Annotated in this window: 15 protein-coding genes, 1 tRNA gene and 1 pseudogene; 10 read left to right on the plus strand and 7 right to left on the minus strand. The window is 64.3% G+C overall.

Annotation, left to right across the window (positions count from 1 at the left end):
• The first annotated feature begins 214 nt into the window (after positions 1–214).
• Complete coding sequence (locus E5221_RS04070) at positions 215–1,000, plus strand: hypothetical protein (protein ID WP_024086238.1); 786 nt, start codon at positions 215–217, stop codon at positions 998–1,000.
• Complete coding sequence (gene rimI, locus E5221_RS04075; RefSeq protein WP_003256329.1) at positions 997–1,452, plus strand: ribosomal protein S18-alanine N-acetyltransferase; 456 nt, start codon at positions 997–999, stop codon at positions 1,450–1,452. The genes E5221_RS04070 and rimI overlap by 4 nt, the downstream gene beginning before the upstream one ends.
• 16 nt (positions 1,453–1,468) lie before the next feature.
• Here rimI and E5221_RS04080 read toward each other — a convergent pair whose 3' ends face one another.
• Positions 1,469–2,626: a hypothetical protein gene (locus tag E5221_RS04080; protein WP_247846888.1), complete on the minus strand. Its 1,158-nt coding sequence runs from the start codon at positions 2,624–2,626 to the stop codon at positions 1,469–1,471.
• A gap of 67 nt (positions 2,627–2,693) precedes the next feature.
• Here E5221_RS04080 and E5221_RS04085 point away from each other — a divergent pair, with 67 nt between their 5' ends.
• Entirely contained in the window at positions 2,694–3,275 is a 582-nt protein-coding gene (locus tag E5221_RS04085; RefSeq protein WP_180355366.1) for a D-Ala-D-Ala carboxypeptidase family metallohydrolase, read from the plus strand.
• Here E5221_RS04085 and E5221_RS04090 read toward each other — a convergent pair.
• Positions 3,215–4,132, minus strand: a complete 918-nt coding sequence (locus E5221_RS04090) for a LysR substrate-binding domain-containing protein (protein ID WP_247846889.1) — start codon at positions 4,130–4,132, stop codon at positions 3,215–3,217. The genes E5221_RS04085 and E5221_RS04090 overlap by 61 nt on opposite strands.
• Positions 4,133–4,359: 227 nt before the next feature.
• On the opposite strand from E5221_RS04090, the gene E5221_RS04095 reads away from it, so the two are divergent.
• Positions 4,360–4,974 carry a LysE family transporter gene (locus tag E5221_RS04095; RefSeq protein WP_139657408.1) on the plus strand — a complete coding sequence of 205 codons (615 nt, stop codon included), beginning with the start codon at positions 4,360–4,362 and terminating at the stop codon, positions 4,972–4,974.
• Between the two features lie 101 nt (positions 4,975–5,075).
• Here E5221_RS04095 and E5221_RS04100 read toward each other — a convergent pair.
• Both E5221_RS04100 and E5221_RS04105 read right to left on the minus strand, forming a co-directional pair.
• Positions 5,076–5,152: transfer RNA gene (locus E5221_RS04100), tRNA-Met, on the minus strand.
• A gap of 100 nt (positions 5,153–5,252) precedes the next feature.
• Positions 5,253–5,825, minus strand: a pseudogene (locus E5221_RS04105) (FecR domain-containing protein); the annotation flags it as partial.
• A gap of 182 nt (positions 5,826–6,007) precedes the next feature.
• On the opposite strand from E5221_RS04105, the gene E5221_RS04110 reads away from it, so the two are divergent.
• The 6 genes from E5221_RS04110 (at position 6,008) to E5221_RS04135 (ending at position 13,218) form a co-directional block, all read left to right on the plus strand.
• Positions 6,008–7,222, plus strand: coding sequence for an MFS transporter (locus E5221_RS04110; protein ID WP_023661338.1), 1,215 nt, complete (start codon positions 6,008–6,010; stop codon positions 7,220–7,222).
• Positions 7,223–7,448: 226 nt separating this feature from the next.
• Entirely contained in the window at positions 7,449–7,586 is a 138-nt protein-coding gene (locus tag E5221_RS04115; protein ID WP_177328675.1) for a hypothetical protein, read from the plus strand.
• 83 nt (positions 7,587–7,669) lie between these two features.
• Entirely contained in the window at positions 7,670–8,848 is a 1,179-nt protein-coding gene (locus E5221_RS04120) for an MFS transporter (RefSeq protein ID WP_023661336.1), read from the plus strand.
• Positions 8,849–8,922: 74 nt separating this feature from the next.
• On the plus strand, positions 8,923–9,549 hold the full coding sequence (locus E5221_RS04125) for a DNA-3-methyladenine glycosylase (protein WP_013970834.1): 627 nt from the start codon (positions 8,923–8,925) through the stop codon (positions 9,547–9,549).
• A 148-nt stretch (positions 9,550–9,697) separates the two neighbouring features.
• Positions 9,698–10,750 (plus strand): bifunctional DNA-binding transcriptional regulator/O6-methylguanine-DNA methyltransferase Ada, encoded by a 1,053-nt coding sequence (gene ada, locus E5221_RS04130; protein ID WP_061551978.1) that lies wholly within the window; start codon positions 9,698–9,700, stop codon positions 10,748–10,750.
• Positions 10,751–10,806: 56 nt separating this feature from the next.
• Positions 10,807–13,218 carry a DUF3772 domain-containing protein gene (locus E5221_RS04135; protein WP_061551979.1) on the plus strand — a complete coding sequence of 804 codons (2,412 nt, stop codon included), beginning with the start codon at positions 10,807–10,809 and terminating at the stop codon, positions 13,216–13,218.
• A gap of 114 nt (positions 13,219–13,332) precedes the next feature.
• Here the strand turns inward: E5221_RS04135 and E5221_RS04140 are convergent, their stop codons facing one another.
• From E5221_RS04140 to E5221_RS04150, 3 genes are all read right to left on the minus strand, one after another.
• Positions 13,333–14,550: a DUF3422 domain-containing protein gene (locus E5221_RS04140; RefSeq protein WP_247846890.1), complete on the minus strand. Its 1,218-nt coding sequence runs from the start codon at positions 14,548–14,550 to the stop codon at positions 13,333–13,335.
• Positions 14,551–14,735: 185 nt separating this feature from the next.
• Positions 14,736–16,166: an aldehyde dehydrogenase family protein gene (locus tag E5221_RS04145; RefSeq protein WP_247846891.1), complete on the minus strand. Its 1,431-nt coding sequence runs from the start codon at positions 16,164–16,166 to the stop codon at positions 14,736–14,738.
• 13 nt (positions 16,167–16,179) lie between these two features.
• Complete coding sequence (locus tag E5221_RS04150) at positions 16,180–17,679, minus strand: cytosine permease (protein ID WP_013970840.1); 1,500 nt, start codon at positions 17,677–17,679, stop codon at positions 16,180–16,182.
• Positions 17,680–17,681: the final 2 nt, after the last annotated feature.

Consider the following 17,681-nt stretch of genomic DNA (forward strand, 5'->3'; position numbering starts at 1 on the left):
TCTGTAATGAGAGATAACCTTTGTCGTTGTACGGGATTCACTGGCCCTTTCGCGGGTGAACCCGCTCCCACAGGGCCTTGCGCAGTACCGGTGGGAGCGGGTTCACCCGCGAAAGGGCCGGTACAGGCAATAAAAATCCGCCGACCAGTTGCGGCACTCGAATGCCAACGGCGTTAGAATGGCCCTTTGTCTTCACCCCTCGGAACCCCGCCCCTTGCTCACCGAACCCCGTCGCCGCGCCTACCTTTCCGCCATGCAAGTGGTGCACTGGCTGCCGCGCGCCGAACTGCCGTTCGCCGCACCGTCGCGTCCCGAGCTGCTGCTTCCGGTGGCGCCGGTCGAGGACCTCGACTTCGACGTCAGGCCGGCACCGGCTGCCAACGAGGCGCCAGTCACCCCACAGGCCCGCTCCGGCGAGCGGCCGAAAATCGAGATTCCGCGCCCGGGCAGTGCGCCCAAGCCGGCCGCCAAGCCTGTCGAGGCCGAGGAGCAAGCCACGCCACCGCGCCCGGCCATGGTGCCACCCCCGCGCTTCTCGTTGCAGTTGCTGCGTGCCGGCAGCTGCCTGCTGCTGGTGGAGTTGGCCACCGGCCAGCCGTTCCAGAGCCGCGACCCGTCGTACCTGCTGCTCAAGGACATGCTGCGCGCCGCCGGCCTGCCCGACGCACCGCAGATCATCGGCGAGCCGGTGCGCTGGCCGCTGCTGGTGCGCGGCAACATGGACCAGGGCCCGGAGGCGGCGCGCGATTTTGTCCAGGGCTTTGTCCAGGCGCGCCTGGAGGACGCCCCGTGCACCTGCCTGTGGCTGGTCGGCCTGCCGGCGCTGCGCTTTGCCGCCAATGTCGACGGCGAAGCCTATTACCAAACCCTGAAGCTCGAGGGCCTGGGCGAAGCCTGGGCCTTGCCGGGCCTTGAACTGTTGATGGACGAGCCGCAGCGCAAGGCGGACGTCTGGAAAGCCATGCGCCAGCTGATGGCGCGCTGGAAGAGCGTTGAATGAGTGACTCGATCAGCTTCCGCCGGATGACCGAGGCGGATCTGGATGCCGTACTTAAGATCGAATATGCCGCGTTCAGTCATCCCTGGACTCGAGGGATCTTTCAGGATGCGCTCAAATCGTATGAAGTCTGGCTGATGTTCGACGGCCAGCAGCAGGTGGGCCATGGCGTGATCAACGTGATCATCGACGAGGCCCACCTGCTCAACATCACCGTCAAGCCGGAAAACCAGGGCCGCGGCCTGGGCCTGCGCCTGCTCGAGCACCTGATGGCCCGGGCCTACCAGCTCAATGGCCGCGAGTGCTTCCTGGAAGTGCGTGCCAGCAACCAGTCGGCCTATCGTTTGTACGAACGCTATGGTTTCAACGAAATCGGCCGCCGCCGCGACTATTACCCGGTTGCCGGCGGCCGAGAAGACGCCTTGGTGATGGCCTGCACCCTGCTCGAAGATTGAGCAGGGCGGGCTTCAATCACAGGTCCTGTGGCTGAGCCTCCATCGGCTTGGCCAGGTCGCGCAGGCTTCTGCTCACGCTGCCGGTATTGCATTTTGCCGCCGCCTGCTCCGGCGTGTACTTGCGAATGGTGCGGAAGAACAGCTCGCAGGTCTGTTTCTTCTGTGTAACCTGCCACTTGGTCGAGCAGGCATCCAGCGTCAGCTTGGCATCGGCCCGTTGATTGCGCCCCATCCCTGCCTGCCAGCAGGCCGCCGTCAGGTCCTGCCCCATCATTTTCAAGCCGGCAGCATCAGCTGCATCCTGGTTGCCGCCGTGGCTGTCCTTGTCTGCCGCATACCAGATGGCACTAGGGTGGTTGGCACCCAGTACCGGTACCTTGGCACCTGCCTGCGGGCTGATGCTGACCAGGCCCAGCACATTCACCTGCGGCCCGTACTGCTGCTGGATCCAGCTGCGTACTGGCGCGCCGAATGCCACCATCGGCAGAGGCCTGGCGGGGTTTTGCAGGGTCATCTCGCTGACCATGCGCACCTGGTAGTCCTTGAAGTAGCTGTAGGTTTCTTTCAGCGTTTCACCCGCGCTGGCGGGGGCGGCGATGGGAGCGATATCGATGATGGTCTGGTAGGCCGGGGTCTGGCTGGCGTCGACGCCATTGAATGTCAACAGCTCGGCCCAGCGGTCGGTGGTGTTGGAACGCAGGTAGTCCTGGGCCTGGGTCAGCGAGTAGTCCGGCGGGAAGTGCAGCAGTTCGATGCTGCGGCGGTTCTGCAGGGCCATGCCCAGCGGCAGGAACAGATACCAGTCGTAGGACCATTTGCCGTCCTCGTTCAGCCGGGTGGCCGCCTGATAGGCCAGTTCACCGCTGTCGAGCAGCTTGCGCAGGGGTTTTGCATAGTTGGCGGGTACGCCACTGATGGTTGCGTGCAGGCGATCGTTGTCGCGGCTTACATGCACCTGGGCCGCGGCATGGCCGTCGCGGCGTACGCTCTGAGTCAGATAGTGTTCTACGGTTTGCTCCAGGGTCCAGTCGCGATAACAGATCACGTGACAGTTGTTGGGGAAGGCGAACAGGCGGGTGACGCGCTGGGCGTCGCCCAGGTCGATTCGCGCATCGGCGGCTGCAAGGCCGCTGAAGGCCAGTGCGGCAAGGCTCGGTAATGCCATCTTGTGCATGCTTAACTCCTTGTTGGGCGCAGCCGTATTCGGCAGCGTGGCACATACTGTGGCAAGGGGAGCAGGGATGAAAAGGGCTGGATGGCTGCCGCTGGTGCTGGGCATGTTGGGTGCAGGAGCGCAGGCCGATGAGCGTGATATCTGGTTGTTCGCGCAATGGGCCGGGGACCATCAGACACGGCCATTTCGCGAGATGCTTGTGGATGCCCGTCTTTATGGCGTGGTGCCGATCCATCAGCTGCTGCGTTCGGCTTCGGACTGGAAGCAGTGCCAAGCGTCCCCCTTCGCCGTGCCGCCCGCCAGCAACTGGCCGGCAGTGCGCTCAACGCTCTCGCTGATAAAGACGCTTCATGACCAGGGCATCCTGCGTCAGTTCGAGGTGGTTTCAGCCTATCGAGCCCCGCGCCTGAATGCTTGCGCCGGCGGGGCGGCCAACAGCGCCCATACCCGGGCGTTCGCTGTCGATATCTTGCTGCCCGAGTGGGCGGACCCCAACCCGCTGTGCCGGTTCTGGCAGCAATACGGCCAGGCCTGGAACATGGGCCTGGGGCGCTACCCCTCCGGGCGTATTCATGTGGATACCGCGGGTTACCGTACCTGGGGGGGTGACGGCCGTGCGGGGTCGTCGTTCTGTATCAAGCCCAGATGAGCCAGGCAGCTCCTGCATTCGCCCATCACCCACGTGGCGAAGCGCTGGCGCTTGCCGTCGTCTTCCAGCGGCAGGGGGCTGAGCAGGTGGTAGGCCGAGCCGTCACGCACGAAGCCGAACGGTGCCTGCAACTGCCCATTGTCGAGTTCGTCGCGCACCATGAGGGCTGAGGCCATGGCCAGGCCCAGGCCGGCGCTGGCGGCCTGAATCGACAGGTAGAAGTGCTGGTAGTCGCTGCGCTCGGTGTGCCGGACCTGTTCGCCGCTCAGGCGCAGCCAGTTGGGCCAGGCGCCGGGGCGGGTGGCGCTGTGCAGCAGGCGCTGGCCTTCGAGTTGGAGGGGGGCGGTGGGGTGGCAGACCGGGCCGATCCATTCGTCGCAGATCTTCTGGTTGTACAGCTGTTTGTCCCAGTGGAAGTCATCGCGGCGAATTGCCAGGTCGACACCGCTACGTGCGAAATCCAATGGCCCGCCAGCGGCCACCAGGTGCAACTGCAGGTCGGGATGGGCGGCGTGGAAGCGGGGCAGGCGCGGGATCAGCCAGCGCATGGCGATGGTCGGCTCGCACGACAGCACCAGTACGTTGTCGCGGGCCTGTTGTTGCAAACGCTGCACGGCGCCTTCGAGCTGCTCGAAGATCGCCTGGGTAGTGCCCTGCAAGGCACGGCCGGCAGGGGTGAGGAAAATGGCCCGGTTGCGGCGCTCGAACAACTCCACACCAAGGCTTTCTTCAAGCAGACGCACCTGGCGGCTGACTGCGCCATGGGTGACATGCAGGTGCTCGGCGGCGCGCACGAAGCTCTCGGTTTCGGCGGCGATGTCGAAGTAGCGGAAGGCATTGAGTGGCGGCAGTTTCATGGCATTCCTGTTTGTCTGTGCCGGCCTCTCGCGGGTAAACCCGCTCCCACAGGTGATGCGCCGCCCCTGTAGGAGCGGGTTTACCCGCGAAGGGGCCGGCACAGGCTCTAGATATCTGTGAGGAAAGCTATCAGATTTGCCTCACTATAAATCGATTTTTCCTGGGCTATAAGCTCTCGATAATTACATGGTCTGTGCATTTCCATCGTCTATCGAGAGCCACCAGCATGACCGAACTCATTGCCGTCGCCCTGTTCACCCTGCTTGCCGTCATCAGCCCCGGTGCCGACTTCGCCATGGTCACCCGCAGCAGTTATGCACAGGGCCGCAAGGCCGGGCTGGCTGCCGCCGTGGGCATTGCCCTGGGAGTGCAGGTGCACGTCCTGTACACGGTGCTGGGCATCGCGGTGATCATCAGCCAGAGCCCGACCCTGTTCCTGGGCATGAAAGTGCTGGGCGCGGGTTACCTGGTCTACCTGGGTTTCCAGTCGCTGACCAACACCCGGCGTATCAGCCTCGACGGGGTTGCCGCATCAGCCACCAGCGTAACGCAGGCCCTGCGCACGGGCTTTCTGACCAACGCCCTCAACCCCAAGACCATGCTGTTCGTGATCAGTGCCTTCACCCAGGTAGTGCAACCGGGCAGCTCGTTGGCGCTGGATTTTGCCTACGGCGCTTTCATGTCCATTGCTCACTGGGTGTGGTTCAGCCTGGTGGCGGTATTTTTCTCCAGTACGGCATTGCGCGAGGCGATGATCGAGCGGCAAAGGCTGGTGGACCGGGTAATCGGCCTGGCGCTGATCGGGTTGGGCCTGGCCGTGGCGGTGACCGGAATGCGTTGAGGTGGCAATTGCATGCCCTGTGCGGGAAGGGTGCAGGCCTGTGGTAATTTTCCGCAGGCAAAGAAAAAGGGCTTACCTTGCGGTAAGCCCTTCGTCTTGTTTGGTGGCTACACAGGGACTTGAACCCCGGACCCCAGCATTATGAATGCTATGCTCTAACCAACTGAGCTATGTAGCCGATGGCGCGCATTATTCTCTTGAACGGCCCCCCTGTCAACACTCATTTCAAAAAAAATTTGCACGCTTTCAAAAACTTAGCGGCCAGACCCGGGTTCTGCCTTGCCCAACGGCATGTCGCCGGCTTTCAACTGCCCGCTGCGCCAGCCATCGGCGGCCTTGAGGTCGGCTTTCCGTACCGGGCCGATATGCGCGCCATCGAAGGTTACCCGCTCACCCATCGATACCATGCGCTGTTCGCTGCCTTGGATAACCATGGCCTTGCCACTGAGCACCACCAGTTCGTCATGGCCTGCATGGCGGGCGACCTGCAGGCGGGTACCGAACACCTGGATGCGCGCGTCGCCCACTGCTATCTCCATGGCCCTGCCGTCGAGCATCACTTCCAGGTATACCCGGCCCTGCACCAGGTGCAGTTGGCGCGTGCGGCCGCGCAGGTCGGCGTTCATCGCACTGGCGCTGCCCAGGTGCAGGGTGGTGCCATCGGCCAGGCGGATGCTGCGGCGCTCACCTGCATCGGTATGCAATTCGCTGCCTAGGCGCTGTATCAGCGGCCAGTACAGGTAGGCGGTAGCAGCCAGCCCCAGGAGGAACAATAGCGCCAGCCATTTGCCCAGATGGCTGCGGTGCGCGTTGATCTGCCGTGGACGGACGCGAACGGGCATTGGGCTCATGGGGTTGGTGTGCTCGCGATTAGGGCCGTTTCGCCCAACGATGACGGGTATTTTGGCCAAGGATGCTAATTATATTGAGAACCATTTTCAAGTGTGTCGCGGACAAAGAAAATAAAAGGTAGCTATGTATCTATTTGTTTTCCGATAATCGGATCCCAAACTACGGACGGAGATTCAGGCACATGGCTATCAGTAGCGCCTCCACGGCGCCCACCAGTGCAGCGGCGAGCCAAGCCACGCCGCTGGTGATGCGCATAATCGGTTTCTGCGCCCTGGCGCACCTGATCAATGACCTGATCCAGTCTGTGCTGCCGGCGATCTACCCGATGCTCAAGGCCAACTACGACCTGAGTTTCGCCCAGATCGGCATGATCACCCTGACGTTCCAGATCACCGCCTCGCTGCTGCAGCCTTGGGTCGGCTTCTTTACCGATCGCCGACCGGCACCGAACCTGCTGCCACTGGGCACCCTGTGTACCCTGGTGGGTATCGTGATGCTGGCCTTCGTCGGCAGCTTCCCGATGATTCTGCTGGCCTCGGCCCTGGTGGGTATCGGCTCGTCGACCTTCCACCCGGAAACCTCGCGTATTGCGCGCCTGGCATCGGGCGGGCGCTTCGGCCTGGCCCAGTCGACCTTCCAGGTCGGTGGCAACACCGGGTCGGCTTTGGGGCCGCTGCTGGCGGCAGCCATTGTCATTCCGTTCGGCCAGAGCCACGTGGCCTGGTTCGGCCTGGCTGCGCTGTTCTTTCTCGGCGTCACCCTGATGCTGCGTGGCTGGTACAAGGAGCACCTCAACCAGGCCAAGGCGCGCAAGGCTGTGCAGGCGACCCACGGCATTTCCCGCGGGCGGGTGGTGGCGGCGCTGATCGTGCTGGGCCTGCTGGTGTTCTCCAAGTACTTCTACATGGCCAGCTTTACCAGCTATTTCACCTTCTACCTGATCGAGAAGTTCGATGTGTCGGTGGCCAGCTCGCAGCTGCACCTGTTCCTGTTCCTTGGTGCGGTGGCGGCGGGTACCTTCTTTGGCGGGCCGATCGGTGACCGCATCGGGCGCAAGGCCGTGATCTGGTTTTCGATCCTTGGCGTGGCGCCGTTCACCCTGGTGCTGCCGTATGCCGATCTGTTCTGGACCACCGTGTTGAGCGTGGTGATCGGCTTTATCCTGGCTTCGGCGTTTTCCGCGATCGTGGTGTATGCGCAGGAGCTGGTACCGGGCAGCGTGGGCATGATTGCCGGGATCTTCTTCGGGCTGATGTTCGGCTTTGGTGGCATCGGTGCGGCCTTGCTGGGGTATGTGGCGGACCTGCGTGGCATCGAGTACGTGTACGAGGTGTGTTCGTTCCTGCCATTGTTCGGGTTGTTGGCGGTGTTCTTGCCAAGTACCGGCAAGCGCTGAAAGCATGCATAGAACCTGTAGGAGCAGCCTTGTGCTGCGAAGAGGCCTTTACTGCCGAAGATAATTTGTTGTCTTGCCGGCCTCTTCGCAGCACAAGGCTGCTCCTACAAGGGCCCGCGCAAGTCTGGAGGCCATGCAAGGCGGTTGTTCCGCGAAATTTGACGACGTGACCACCCTTGGCCTAGAGTCCGCCCTTTCTTCAACCACCTGCGTAGTAGTCAAAGCAATGTGCCGTACCCAGCTCCTGCCAAACGCCCGCCAGCCTGCCTTCCAGGCCCTGCGTCGTGCGTGGCCGAGCGACACGGTGCTCAAGCGTCGCCGCAGCGTGCTTTTTGCCTTCACCTTCTCGCCACACCTCGCCTGAACTGATCTGCGCTTTCGCGTCGCTCGCCGCCCTGGCGTGCGCGCCTGTGTCTGCACGTCTTTTCGGTTTGCAAGGAGTGGTACATGAACATGCGTTTGCTGGCGGGCCTGTTGTTCGCCGTTTCGGTCGTGGGTTTCAGTTTGGGGGCCAGCCTGCCGCTGGTGTCGTTGCGCCTGCATGAAGCCGGTGCGAGCACCCTGGAAATCGGCATCATCTCGGCCATCCCCGCTGCGGGCATGATGCTCTCGGCGTTCCTGGTCGACGCCTGCTGTCGCCACCTGACCCGGCGCACCATCTACCTGCTGTGCTTCAGCCTGTGCACGCTCAGCATTGCCTTGCTCGAGTCGGCGTTCGGCTCGCTGTGGCAGCTGGCGCTGTTGCGCCTGGGCCTGGGGCTGGGCATGGGTATCGCCATCATCCTCGGCGAGTCGTGGGTCAACGAACTGTGCCCGGAGCACAACCGCGGCAAGATCATGGCCCTGTACGCCACCAGCTTCACCGGCTTCCAGGTGCTCGGCCCGGCAATGCTGGCGGTGCTGGGCGCCGACAGCCCGTGGATCACCGGTGTGGTCACCGCCTGCTATGGCCTGGCGCTGCTGTGCATCGTGCTGACCGTACCCAACGACCATGTGGAACATGAAGAAGGTGAAAAGAGCTTCGGCCTGGCCGGTTTCTTCCGTGTGGCGCCGGCGTTGTGCGTGGCGGTGCTGTTCTTCTCGTTCTTCGATGCCGTGGTGCTGTCGCTGCTGCCGGTGTATGCCACCAGCCATGGCTTTGCCGTGGGCGTGGCGGCGCTGATGGTGACCGTCGTGTTTGCCGGTGACATGTTGTTCCAGTTGCCGCTTGGCTGGTTGGCCGACCGGGTGGAGCGCACCGGGCTGCACCTGGTATGCGGGCTGCTGGCGATGGCGATCGGTATCGGCCTGCCCTGGCTGCTGAACCTGACCTGGTTGCTGTGGCCGCTGCTGGTGCTGCTGGGCGCGGTGGCAGGCGGCATCTATACCCTGGCGCTGGTACTGATCGGGCAGCGCTTCAAGGGGCAGGACCTGGTTACCGCCAATGCCAGCGTGGGCTTGCTGTGGGGTGTGGGTAGCCTGGTCGGGCCGCTGGTCAGCGGTGCGGCGATGGATGTGGCGCCGCATGGTCTGCCCATCGCGCTGGCGCTGATGGCCGGGTTGTTCGTGTGCTTTGCCCGGCAGTCGTACCGGCGCACGGTGCGGTTGCGGGGCGATGGTGCCGAGCAATACCCTGCCAGGAATTAGCCGCGCAAGAATCGGCGTTTGTCCGATGAACGGCTGCGTTAAGCTGGGCCTGCAATCGACCCGTTGGAGGTGCCATGATCCTGTCCGACCTATCGCCTGAAGCCTACCGTGAGGCCACTGAATACCTTGCGGCGCTCGACCCGGACTGGTCGCGGCATATCGAGGCGACCGGGCCTTGCCTGCACCAGGCCACGCCGGGGCGTGAACCTTACGAAGTGCTGGTGCGAGCGATTGCCTACCAGCAACTGCATGCCCGTGCTGCCGAGGCAATTCTTGGGCGCTTGCTGGCGTTGTTCCCGGAGGCTGCGTTCCCAGGGCCGGAGCAGTTGTTGGCGGTTACACCGGAAACCATGCGCGCCTGTGGTTTTTCCGCGAGCAAGATGGCGACGATCCAGGGTATTGCCCAAGGCCGGCTGGATGGCCTGGTGCCGAGCCGGGAAGAGGCGCTGGCCATGGCTGACGAGGCGTTGATCGAACGGCTGGTGGCATTGCGCGGGGTAGGGCGGTGGACGGTGGAGATGTTGCTGATCTACAGCCTGGCGCGTTCGGACGTTCTGCCGGTCGACGATTTTGGCGTACGCGAGGGGTATCGGCGGCTGAAGGGGCTGGACAAGGCGCCGACGCCAGCGCAAATGCGTTCGCTGGGTGGCGGCTGGCGCCCATACCGCACCGTGGCGGCCTGGTACCTGTGGCGGGCTTGAGGTTTTGCACTGCCTGTGCCGGCCTCTTCGCGGGTAAACCCGCTCCCACAGGGATATCCACAGCCTTGAAAGGCTATGCAGTACCTGTGGGAGCGGGTTTACCCGCGAAAGGGCCGGCACAGGCAACAACCTATCTGGACATTTACCAATGAACCCCTACACCACTCCCGACCAACGCTGGCAAGCCGTAGAATCCCGCGAAACCGCCGCCACCGGCCACTTCGTCTACGCCGTGCGCACCACCGGCATCTACTGCCACCCCGGCTGCAAATCGCGTCTTGCCAAGCGAACCAATGTCGAGTTCTACGACACCCCAGCTGCCGCCGAAACCGCCGGCTACCGCGCCTGCAAACGTTGCACCGCCACCACCAGCGCCACCCGCCATAGCCAGCTGGTCACCCGCGCCTGCCGCCTGATCGAAGCCACCGACCCGGCACCCAGCCTCGACCAACTCAGCGCCCAACTGGCCGTCAGCCCTTTTCACCTGCATCGCCTGTTCAAGGCCGAAACCGGCCTGACCCCCAAGGCCTATGCCACCGCTTTCCGTGCCCGGCGCCTGCGCGCTCACCTGGAAGATGGCCAGCGCTCTGTCACCGATGCCATCTATGACGCCGGCTACAACTCCAACAGCCGCTTCTACGAAAGCGCCGACCAGCGCCTGGGCATGCGTCCGCGGCAATACCGCGCCGGTGGCGCCGGGGCAACCATCCACTTCGCCCTTGGCCAATGCTCCTTGGGTGCCATCCTGGTGGCCCAGAGCGAGAAAGGCATTTGCGCGATCCTGCTGGGCGACGATCCCGAGGCCCTGCTGCACGATCTGCAGGACCAGTTCCCCAAGGCCCACCTGGTCGGCGGCGACAGTGCTTACGAACGGTTGGTCGCCGAGGTGGTGGGATTCGTCGAAGCACCCGCGCTGGGCCTGGCCCTGCCACTGGATGTGCAAGGCACTGCGTTCCAGGAGCGGGTGTGGCAAGCCCTGCGCGAGGTGCCGGCCGGCAGCCGGGTCAGCTACACCGACATCGCCGAGCGCATCGGCGCGCCCAAGGCGGTGCGTGCGGTGGCCATGGCCTGCGCGGCCAACCACATCGCCGTGGCCATCCCCTGTCATCGGGTGGTCCGCCGCGACGGCGACATCAGTGGCTACCGCTGGGGCATCGAGCGCAAACAGCAGTTGCTCAAACGAGAAACGGCACTCTCCTGATCGCGTGAAGCCGCGTAGAATCCCCCGCCAAATCGAATTGTAAAGAGGAATATTCGATGAGGCGTGTCAGCCTTGCCCGTTATTGTCCAGGCCTGATGGTTTTCATGGCCCTGATGCTTGCCTTTGCCAGCCCGGCCTGGTCGGCCCCGGCCACGCCATTGTCCAATCTGGCGGTTGCCGAAGCGGACGTGCTGGATGAAAACGCCAGCATTGAGCAGTTGAGCGAGCGGCTGGACCAGATACGCCAGGGCGTTACCAGCGACGCCAATGACGATCTGCTTTCGCAGTTGCGCCTGGGCGCAATGCAGGTGCAGCGTCAGGCCGACGCGTTGACTGCCCTGCGCACCACTGATGTTGAAAAAGTCGACGACAAGCTCAAGGTCATCGGCCCGGTCCAGCCGGACGAGGCGGCTACCCTGACCCAGCAGCGTAAAGCGCTGGAGGCCGAGAAGAAGGCCTTGGTGGCGCAGCAGGACCAGGCCTCCAAGCTGACCCAGTCGGCGCGCGACTTGTCCACGCAAATCGTCAACCTGCGCCGCAGCCAGTTCAACTCGCAGATCACCAGCCGCGCGGCCTCACCGCTGACCCCGGCATTCTGGCAGAGCATCATTCGCCCCACCCAGGACGATGTTGCACGCCTGCGTGACCTGCGTGGTGAGACGGCTGATGCCATCGGCAGTGCCTTCAGCGCTGAAAATCGCTGGTTGTTCATTACCAGCCTGGTGGCGGCAATCCTGGTCTGGACCTTGGTGCGCCGCGTGCTCGAGCGCCTTCTCGCCGGCGCCATGGTCAGCTGGCTGCCCGAAGGCCGCCTGCGCCGCAGTGCGCTGGCGCTGGGTGTCAGCCTGGCAACCTTGGGCACCATCGCCGGCTCGGTCTCGCTGCTGCGTTGGGGGCTGGAGAGCAGCGCCGAGTTGGGCGCCGATATCGCCAGCCTGGCCAATCATGTACTTGCCCTGGTGGTGTTCAGTGCCTTCATCACCGGCCTGGGCCGCGCCATGCTGATGCTGCAGCGTCCGTCCTGGCGCCTGCCGCCTATTCACGATGAAGTGGCCAGCGCCCTGGGCTGGTTCCCCAAGGTGCTGGCGTTGGCGCTGATGGTCATGATGACCATGGAACGCATCAACAGCGTGATCGGTGCCAGCCTGGCGCTGACCGTGGCGGTCAACGGCCTGACCGCGCTGGTAGTGGCGTTCACCTTCGCCGGTGCGCTGCTGCGTTACCGCCGCACCCTGCGCAAGCATGACCTGGAGCGCCCCACAGGCCTGGCCGGGCTGATCCCGTTCGTGATGGTGATCTGGCTTACGTTGATCCTGCTGGCCTTGCTCGCCGGTTACCTGACACTCGCCTACTTCCTCACCGCCAAGCTGCTGTGGGTCAGCCTGGTGATTACCTGTGCCTACCTGCTGACCACGTTCTTTGGCGACCTCTGCGAAACCCTGCTGTCGCCCCGCCAACCCGGCGGCCTGGCGCTGGCCTCGACCCTGGGCCTGGCGCCACGTCACCAGGCCCAGGCCAGCACCATCCTGGCCGGTATCGGCCGCACCGTGGTGCTGTTCCTGGCGTTGTTGCTGGCACTGATGCCGTCGGGCACCAGCCCCAGCGAACTGCTGTTGAGCCTGGGTGATTGGGACGAGACCGGCGGCAAGCTGCTGGGCAACATGAACATTGTCCCCCAGGACATTTTGCTGGCAGTGGTGATGTTCCTCGGCGGCCTGTTCGCCATCCGCGTGGTCAAACGCTGGCTGAGCGATCGCCTGCTGCCGGAAACCGACATGGACGCCGGCATGCGTGCCTCGCTGGTGACTCTGGTGGGTTACCTGGGCTTCATCTTCCTGGCCATGCTGGTGATGTCGACCCTGCGCATCAACCTCACCAGCCTGACCTGGGTGGTCAGTGCCCTGTCGGTGGGTATCGGTTTCGGCTTGCAGCAGATCGTGCAGAACTTCATTTCCGGCCTGATCCTGCTGACCGAGCGCCCGGTCAAGGTGGGCGACTGGGTCAGCCTGGCGGGTGTCGAGGGCGACATTCGCCGTATTAACGTGCGCGCCACCGAGATCCAGATGTCCGACCGCTCGACGGTTATCGTGCCCAACTCGCAGTTCATCTCGCAGAACGTGCGTAACGTGACCATGGGCAACGCCCTGGGCGTGGTCGGCATTACCCTGACCATGCCGCTGGAGACCGATGCCAACCGCGTGCGTGAACTGCTGCTGGCGGCTTACCAGGAGCACGAGGCGATTCTGGATGCGCCAGCTACCTCGGTCACCTTCAAGGACCTGACCAGCAGCGGCATGGTGATAGGTGTGAGTGGTTACGTGGCGGGGCCGCGGCAGGTGTCCGGCACGCGCAGTGACCTGTTGTTCACCATCCTTGGGCGCCTGCGTGATGAAGGTATTGCCCTGTCGTCGCCGCAGAGCATGGTGTTGGTGCAAGAGAATGCACGGCCGGCTGACGAGCCGGTGTGAGCATCGGGGGCTGCGTTGCAGCCCATCGCGACACAAGGCCGCTCCTACAGGAAATGTGCAGTCCCTGTAGGAGCGGCCTTGTGTCGCGATAGGGGCGCAAGGCGCCCCCAACCCTCAATGCTGCTTGGCCTGCCTGATCCTCAGCAAAATCACCAACAACACCAACAGCACAGGCGGCGTCATGGCCAACAGCCCATCCCGCGCCGTCAGCCCTAACCCCAGCACATTCAGCCCGCCATACAGCAGCTTGAACAAGTTCAGCAGGTAGTAGGTGATGGCAATGATCGACAGCCCCTCCACCGCCCGTTGAATCTTCACCTGGGCATCAGCCCGGGCATTGAGGCTGCGCAGGATCCCGGCGTTCTGCTCTTCCATTTCCACCTGTACCCGCGCCTGCAACAGGTCGCCCAGGTTGGCCACATTCTTTGCCAGCTGCTCCAGGCGCTGCTCGGTGGCCGCGCAGTAGCGCACGGTTGGCTTGAACCGGCGTTCGATGAAAACCCCCAGGCGCTGGCAATCGCCCACATGGCTTTCCCGCAGCTCGCCCAGGCGTTCGAACACCAGTTGCGCATAGGCTTGCGTGGCGCCGAAGCGGTGGCGGGTTTTCACCGTACGGCTGACCACCTGGCGTGACAGGTGGGCAATGGCTTCCAGCAAGCCTTTGGAATCATGGTCATCGACACCGGCACTTCGCTCCGAGAGGTTGACCAGGGTCTTGTCGAAGGCATCCAGTTCCTGGCTGAGGTGCTTGGCCGTGGTCAGGGTCAGCGAGGCCATCATGCGGTAGGTCTCGATCTCCAGCAGACGGCGGATCATGCGGCCCTGTCGGTAGGCATTGAGGCGACGGTTTATGAACAGGAAGCGGTTGGTGCCGTCCTCGGTCAGGCGAAAATCGCTCCACACCACCGCATCGCCACCGCCGACGCAGGAGCCGCACGGGTCCTTGAAACCGTAGTGGGGCAGTTCCAGTTCCTGTTCGTCACGGACCAGCACCTGCACCGCGTTGATCACATGCGCCGCTTGCGGGGCGATAGCCTCGGCCAGCACCGGCGGCAGCGTTTGCCACTCGGTGTCGGCGGCAGTGCAGGGCACTACCAGGGTCAGGGTGAAGAACTCGGTGTGCCGTTCCCATTTGAACGGATGGCCATCCAGGCGGGTGATGCCTTGGGCGGCTGCGGTGTCCAGGGCATCCGGGCAGCATCGTTGCAGCAGTGCCGCACAGGCAGCATCGCCGCCGAGCAAGGCCAGGTGGAAGACATGCGCCGGGCCGTCGAAATACAGCGACGGACGGGCGTGCAGTTCGTTGTGCAAGGCGGTGCGTTGAGGGTGCATGGGTGGTCCGGCCTGGTGTTGTGATTGTGGGGGTACCAGGAAGTGGGACTTTGCGGTGGGCGGGCAAAGTCACGCGGACGCAGAGTTTTGTGTCGCCTGTGCCGGCCTCTTCGCGGGCAAGCCCGCTCCCACAGGGATGGCACATGGCTTGCCGGCGAAAGGGCCGCAAAGCGGCCCCGGAAATCTCAACCCAGACAGCGCGTCACATGCTTGACCGACTGGTAGGCCGACAGCCCCCAAGGCCCCAGCTCACGTCCGATCCCGCTGCCCTTGGTGCCACCCCACGAGGTCTCGACGAACACCGCCTGCACCGAGTTGATCCACACATGGCCAACCTCCAGCGCATCGGCCACCCGCTCGGCGCGCTCCAGATCGGCGGAGCACACCGTAGCCACCAGCCCGAAGCGGCTATCGTTGGCCTCGGCAATTGCCTGTTCCTCGGTCGCAAAGCGACGCGCGCACAGCACAGGGCCAAAGATTTCCTCGGTCCACAGGCGGCTGTCTTTCGGCACGTCGGCATACAGCGTCGGGCTGACGAACCAGCCATCCCGGTCCAGCGCCTTGCCACCGGCCAGGCACTGCAGGCCTTCTTCCCGCGCCGTGGCAAAGTAGCCGGCCACCTTCAGCCACTGCGCCTGGCTGGTCAGCGGCCCCATATCGACCTCTTCGGTCAATGGATTACCGACCCGTAGCTGTTCCAGTGCGGCCTGCAAACGCGGCAGCAATGCATCGGCAATGCCGTCCTGCACCAGCAGCCGCGAAGTGGCCGAGCACATCTGCCCGGCGTTCCAGGTAATGCCGGCGACGATCCATTCCACCGCCTGGCCCACGTCGCAATCATCGAACACCACGATCGCCGACTTGCCGCCCAGCTCCAGCGTCACCGGCCGGCACTGCGCCGAAGCGCTGCGCATTACCTGGCTGCCGACACTGTTGCTGCCGGTGAACGACAGCTTGTCCAGGCCATTGTGGTTGCTCAGTGCAGCGCCGGTTTCGGCCTTGCCGTTGACGATGTTCAACACCCCGGCCGGCAGCTCCAGGGCATCGGCGATCTGGCCGTAGGCCTGTTCGATCAGCGGGGTGACTTCCGATGGCTTGAGCACCACGGTGCAACCAGCGGCCAGGGCCGGGGCGAGCTTCCAGGCGCTGGTCACCAGCGGGAAATTCCACGGCACGATCAGGCCGACCACGCCCACCGGTTCCAGGCGGGTGCGAGCGCTGAAACCCGGCGCAGCCAGCGGCACATCGCGGTTCTTCGATGGCAGTTGCTCGGCCAGTTCGGCGTAGTAGCCGAAGGTGGCGATGGCGTCGTCCAGGTCGATTTCCGCCTCGTGACGTGGCTTGCCGTTGTTGCGCATCTGCAAGGTGATCAACGCTTCACGGCGCTGCCCGAGCTGTTCGGCAAAGCCGCGCAGGTAGGCGGCGCGTTCGCTGGCGCTGGTGCTTTTCCAGGCGGGCAGGGCGTCACGGGCAGCGGTCACTGCCTGGTCTACCTGGGCGACGCTGGCGGCCATCAGTTCGGCAAACGGTTGCCCAAGGGCCGGGTCATTGACGCTGATGCAGTCGCTGCCCTGGCCTTCGACCCAGCGGCCGGCAATGTAGTGGGAAGTGGTCATGGTCGGTTTCCAGTCAGGCCGTTTCGGCGGTGGTTACCGGCGAGTGCGCGGTGCTTTTGCAACGCACCCAACGCGGGCCCTGGGGGCCATACACGCCGGCAGGTTCGGGGAACAGGTTGAGCAGCAGCAGGTACAGCACACCGGCCAGCCCCAGGGTGACCGGCAGGCTCAGGTCGATGCCGCCGGCCAGGTCGCCCAGTGGGCCGACGAACTGCCCTGGCAGGTTGACGAAGCACAGGCCCACCGCCGCGCTGGGGATCCACGCCCCCATGCCGCGCCAGTTCCAGCCATGCAGGAACCAGTAGTGGCCGCCACGTTGGCCGCGGGTGAACACCTGCAGGTCGTCGGCATGGTAGAACCCGCGGCGGGTGATCAGGCCGAGGATCATGATCACCATCCACGGGCTGGTGCAGGTGATGATCAGCACAGCGAAGGTCGAGACGCTCTGCACCAGGTTGAAGGTGAAGCGGCCGATGAAGATGAAACCGATCGCCAGCACGCCAATCAGCAGGGTGGCGCCGGCACGGCTGAGCAGGCGTGGGAACACGCTGGACATGTCCAGGCCGGTGCCGTACAGCGCGGTGGTGCCGGTGGACATGCCGCCGATCACCGCAATCAGGCACACCGGCAGGAAGAACCAGCTTGGCGCCACCGCCAGCAGGCCACCGACGTAGTTGTTGGCGGCGATGTAGTCCGGCGCCTGGGTGGCCACCAGGGTGGCGGTGCACAGGCCGAACAGGAACGGGATCAGTGTCGCGCCCTGGGCCGCGATCACCGCCAGCATGATGCGCGCCTTGGGCGTTTCACGCGGGATGTAGCGCGACCAGTCGCCGAGGAATGCACCGAACGACACCGGGTTGCTCATGGCCAGGATCGCCGCACCGACGAATGCCGCCCAGAAGCCCGCCTGGCCGAGGTTTACGCTACCCGCATAACCGGCGTCGAACGGCCCGGCAAAGGCAACGATGCCCAGCAGGAACAGCAGGCTCGAGGCCCACACGGCGATCTTGTTGACCCACAGCATGAAGCGGAAGCCAAAGATACACACCACCAGCACCAGTACCGCGAACAGGCCATAGGCCAGGCCCAGGGTCAGGTCGGTTTCCGGCAGGCCGGCCAGGCGCTTGGCGCCGCCGACCAGGGCGTCGCCCGAGCTCCACACCGACAGCGAAAAGAACGCCACCGCGGTGAGCAGCGACAGGAACGAACCGACGATGCGCCCGTGCACGCCAAAGTGCGCCCCAGACGACACAGCGTTGTTGGTGCCGTTGAGCGCGCCGAACAGGCCCATGGGCGCGAGGATCAGCGCGCCCACGCCGACGCCGAGCAGGATCGCCCACACGCCGGCCTGGAACGACAGCCCGAACAGCACCGGGAAGCTGCCCAGCACGGCCGTGGCGAAGGTGTTGGCGCCGCCGAAGATCAGGCGGAACAGGTCCAGCGGGGAGGCGTCGCGTTGATCGTCAGGGATCTGTTCGACGCCGTTGGTCTCGATACCGGTCGAGTGGCTCATGG

Origin of the sequence: Pseudomonas sp. A2 (assembly GCF_023100865.1) — a bacterium.
In the GTDB taxonomy this organism is placed as follows: Bacteria; Pseudomonadota; Gammaproteobacteria; order Pseudomonadales; family Pseudomonadaceae; genus Aquipseudomonas; species Aquipseudomonas asiatica.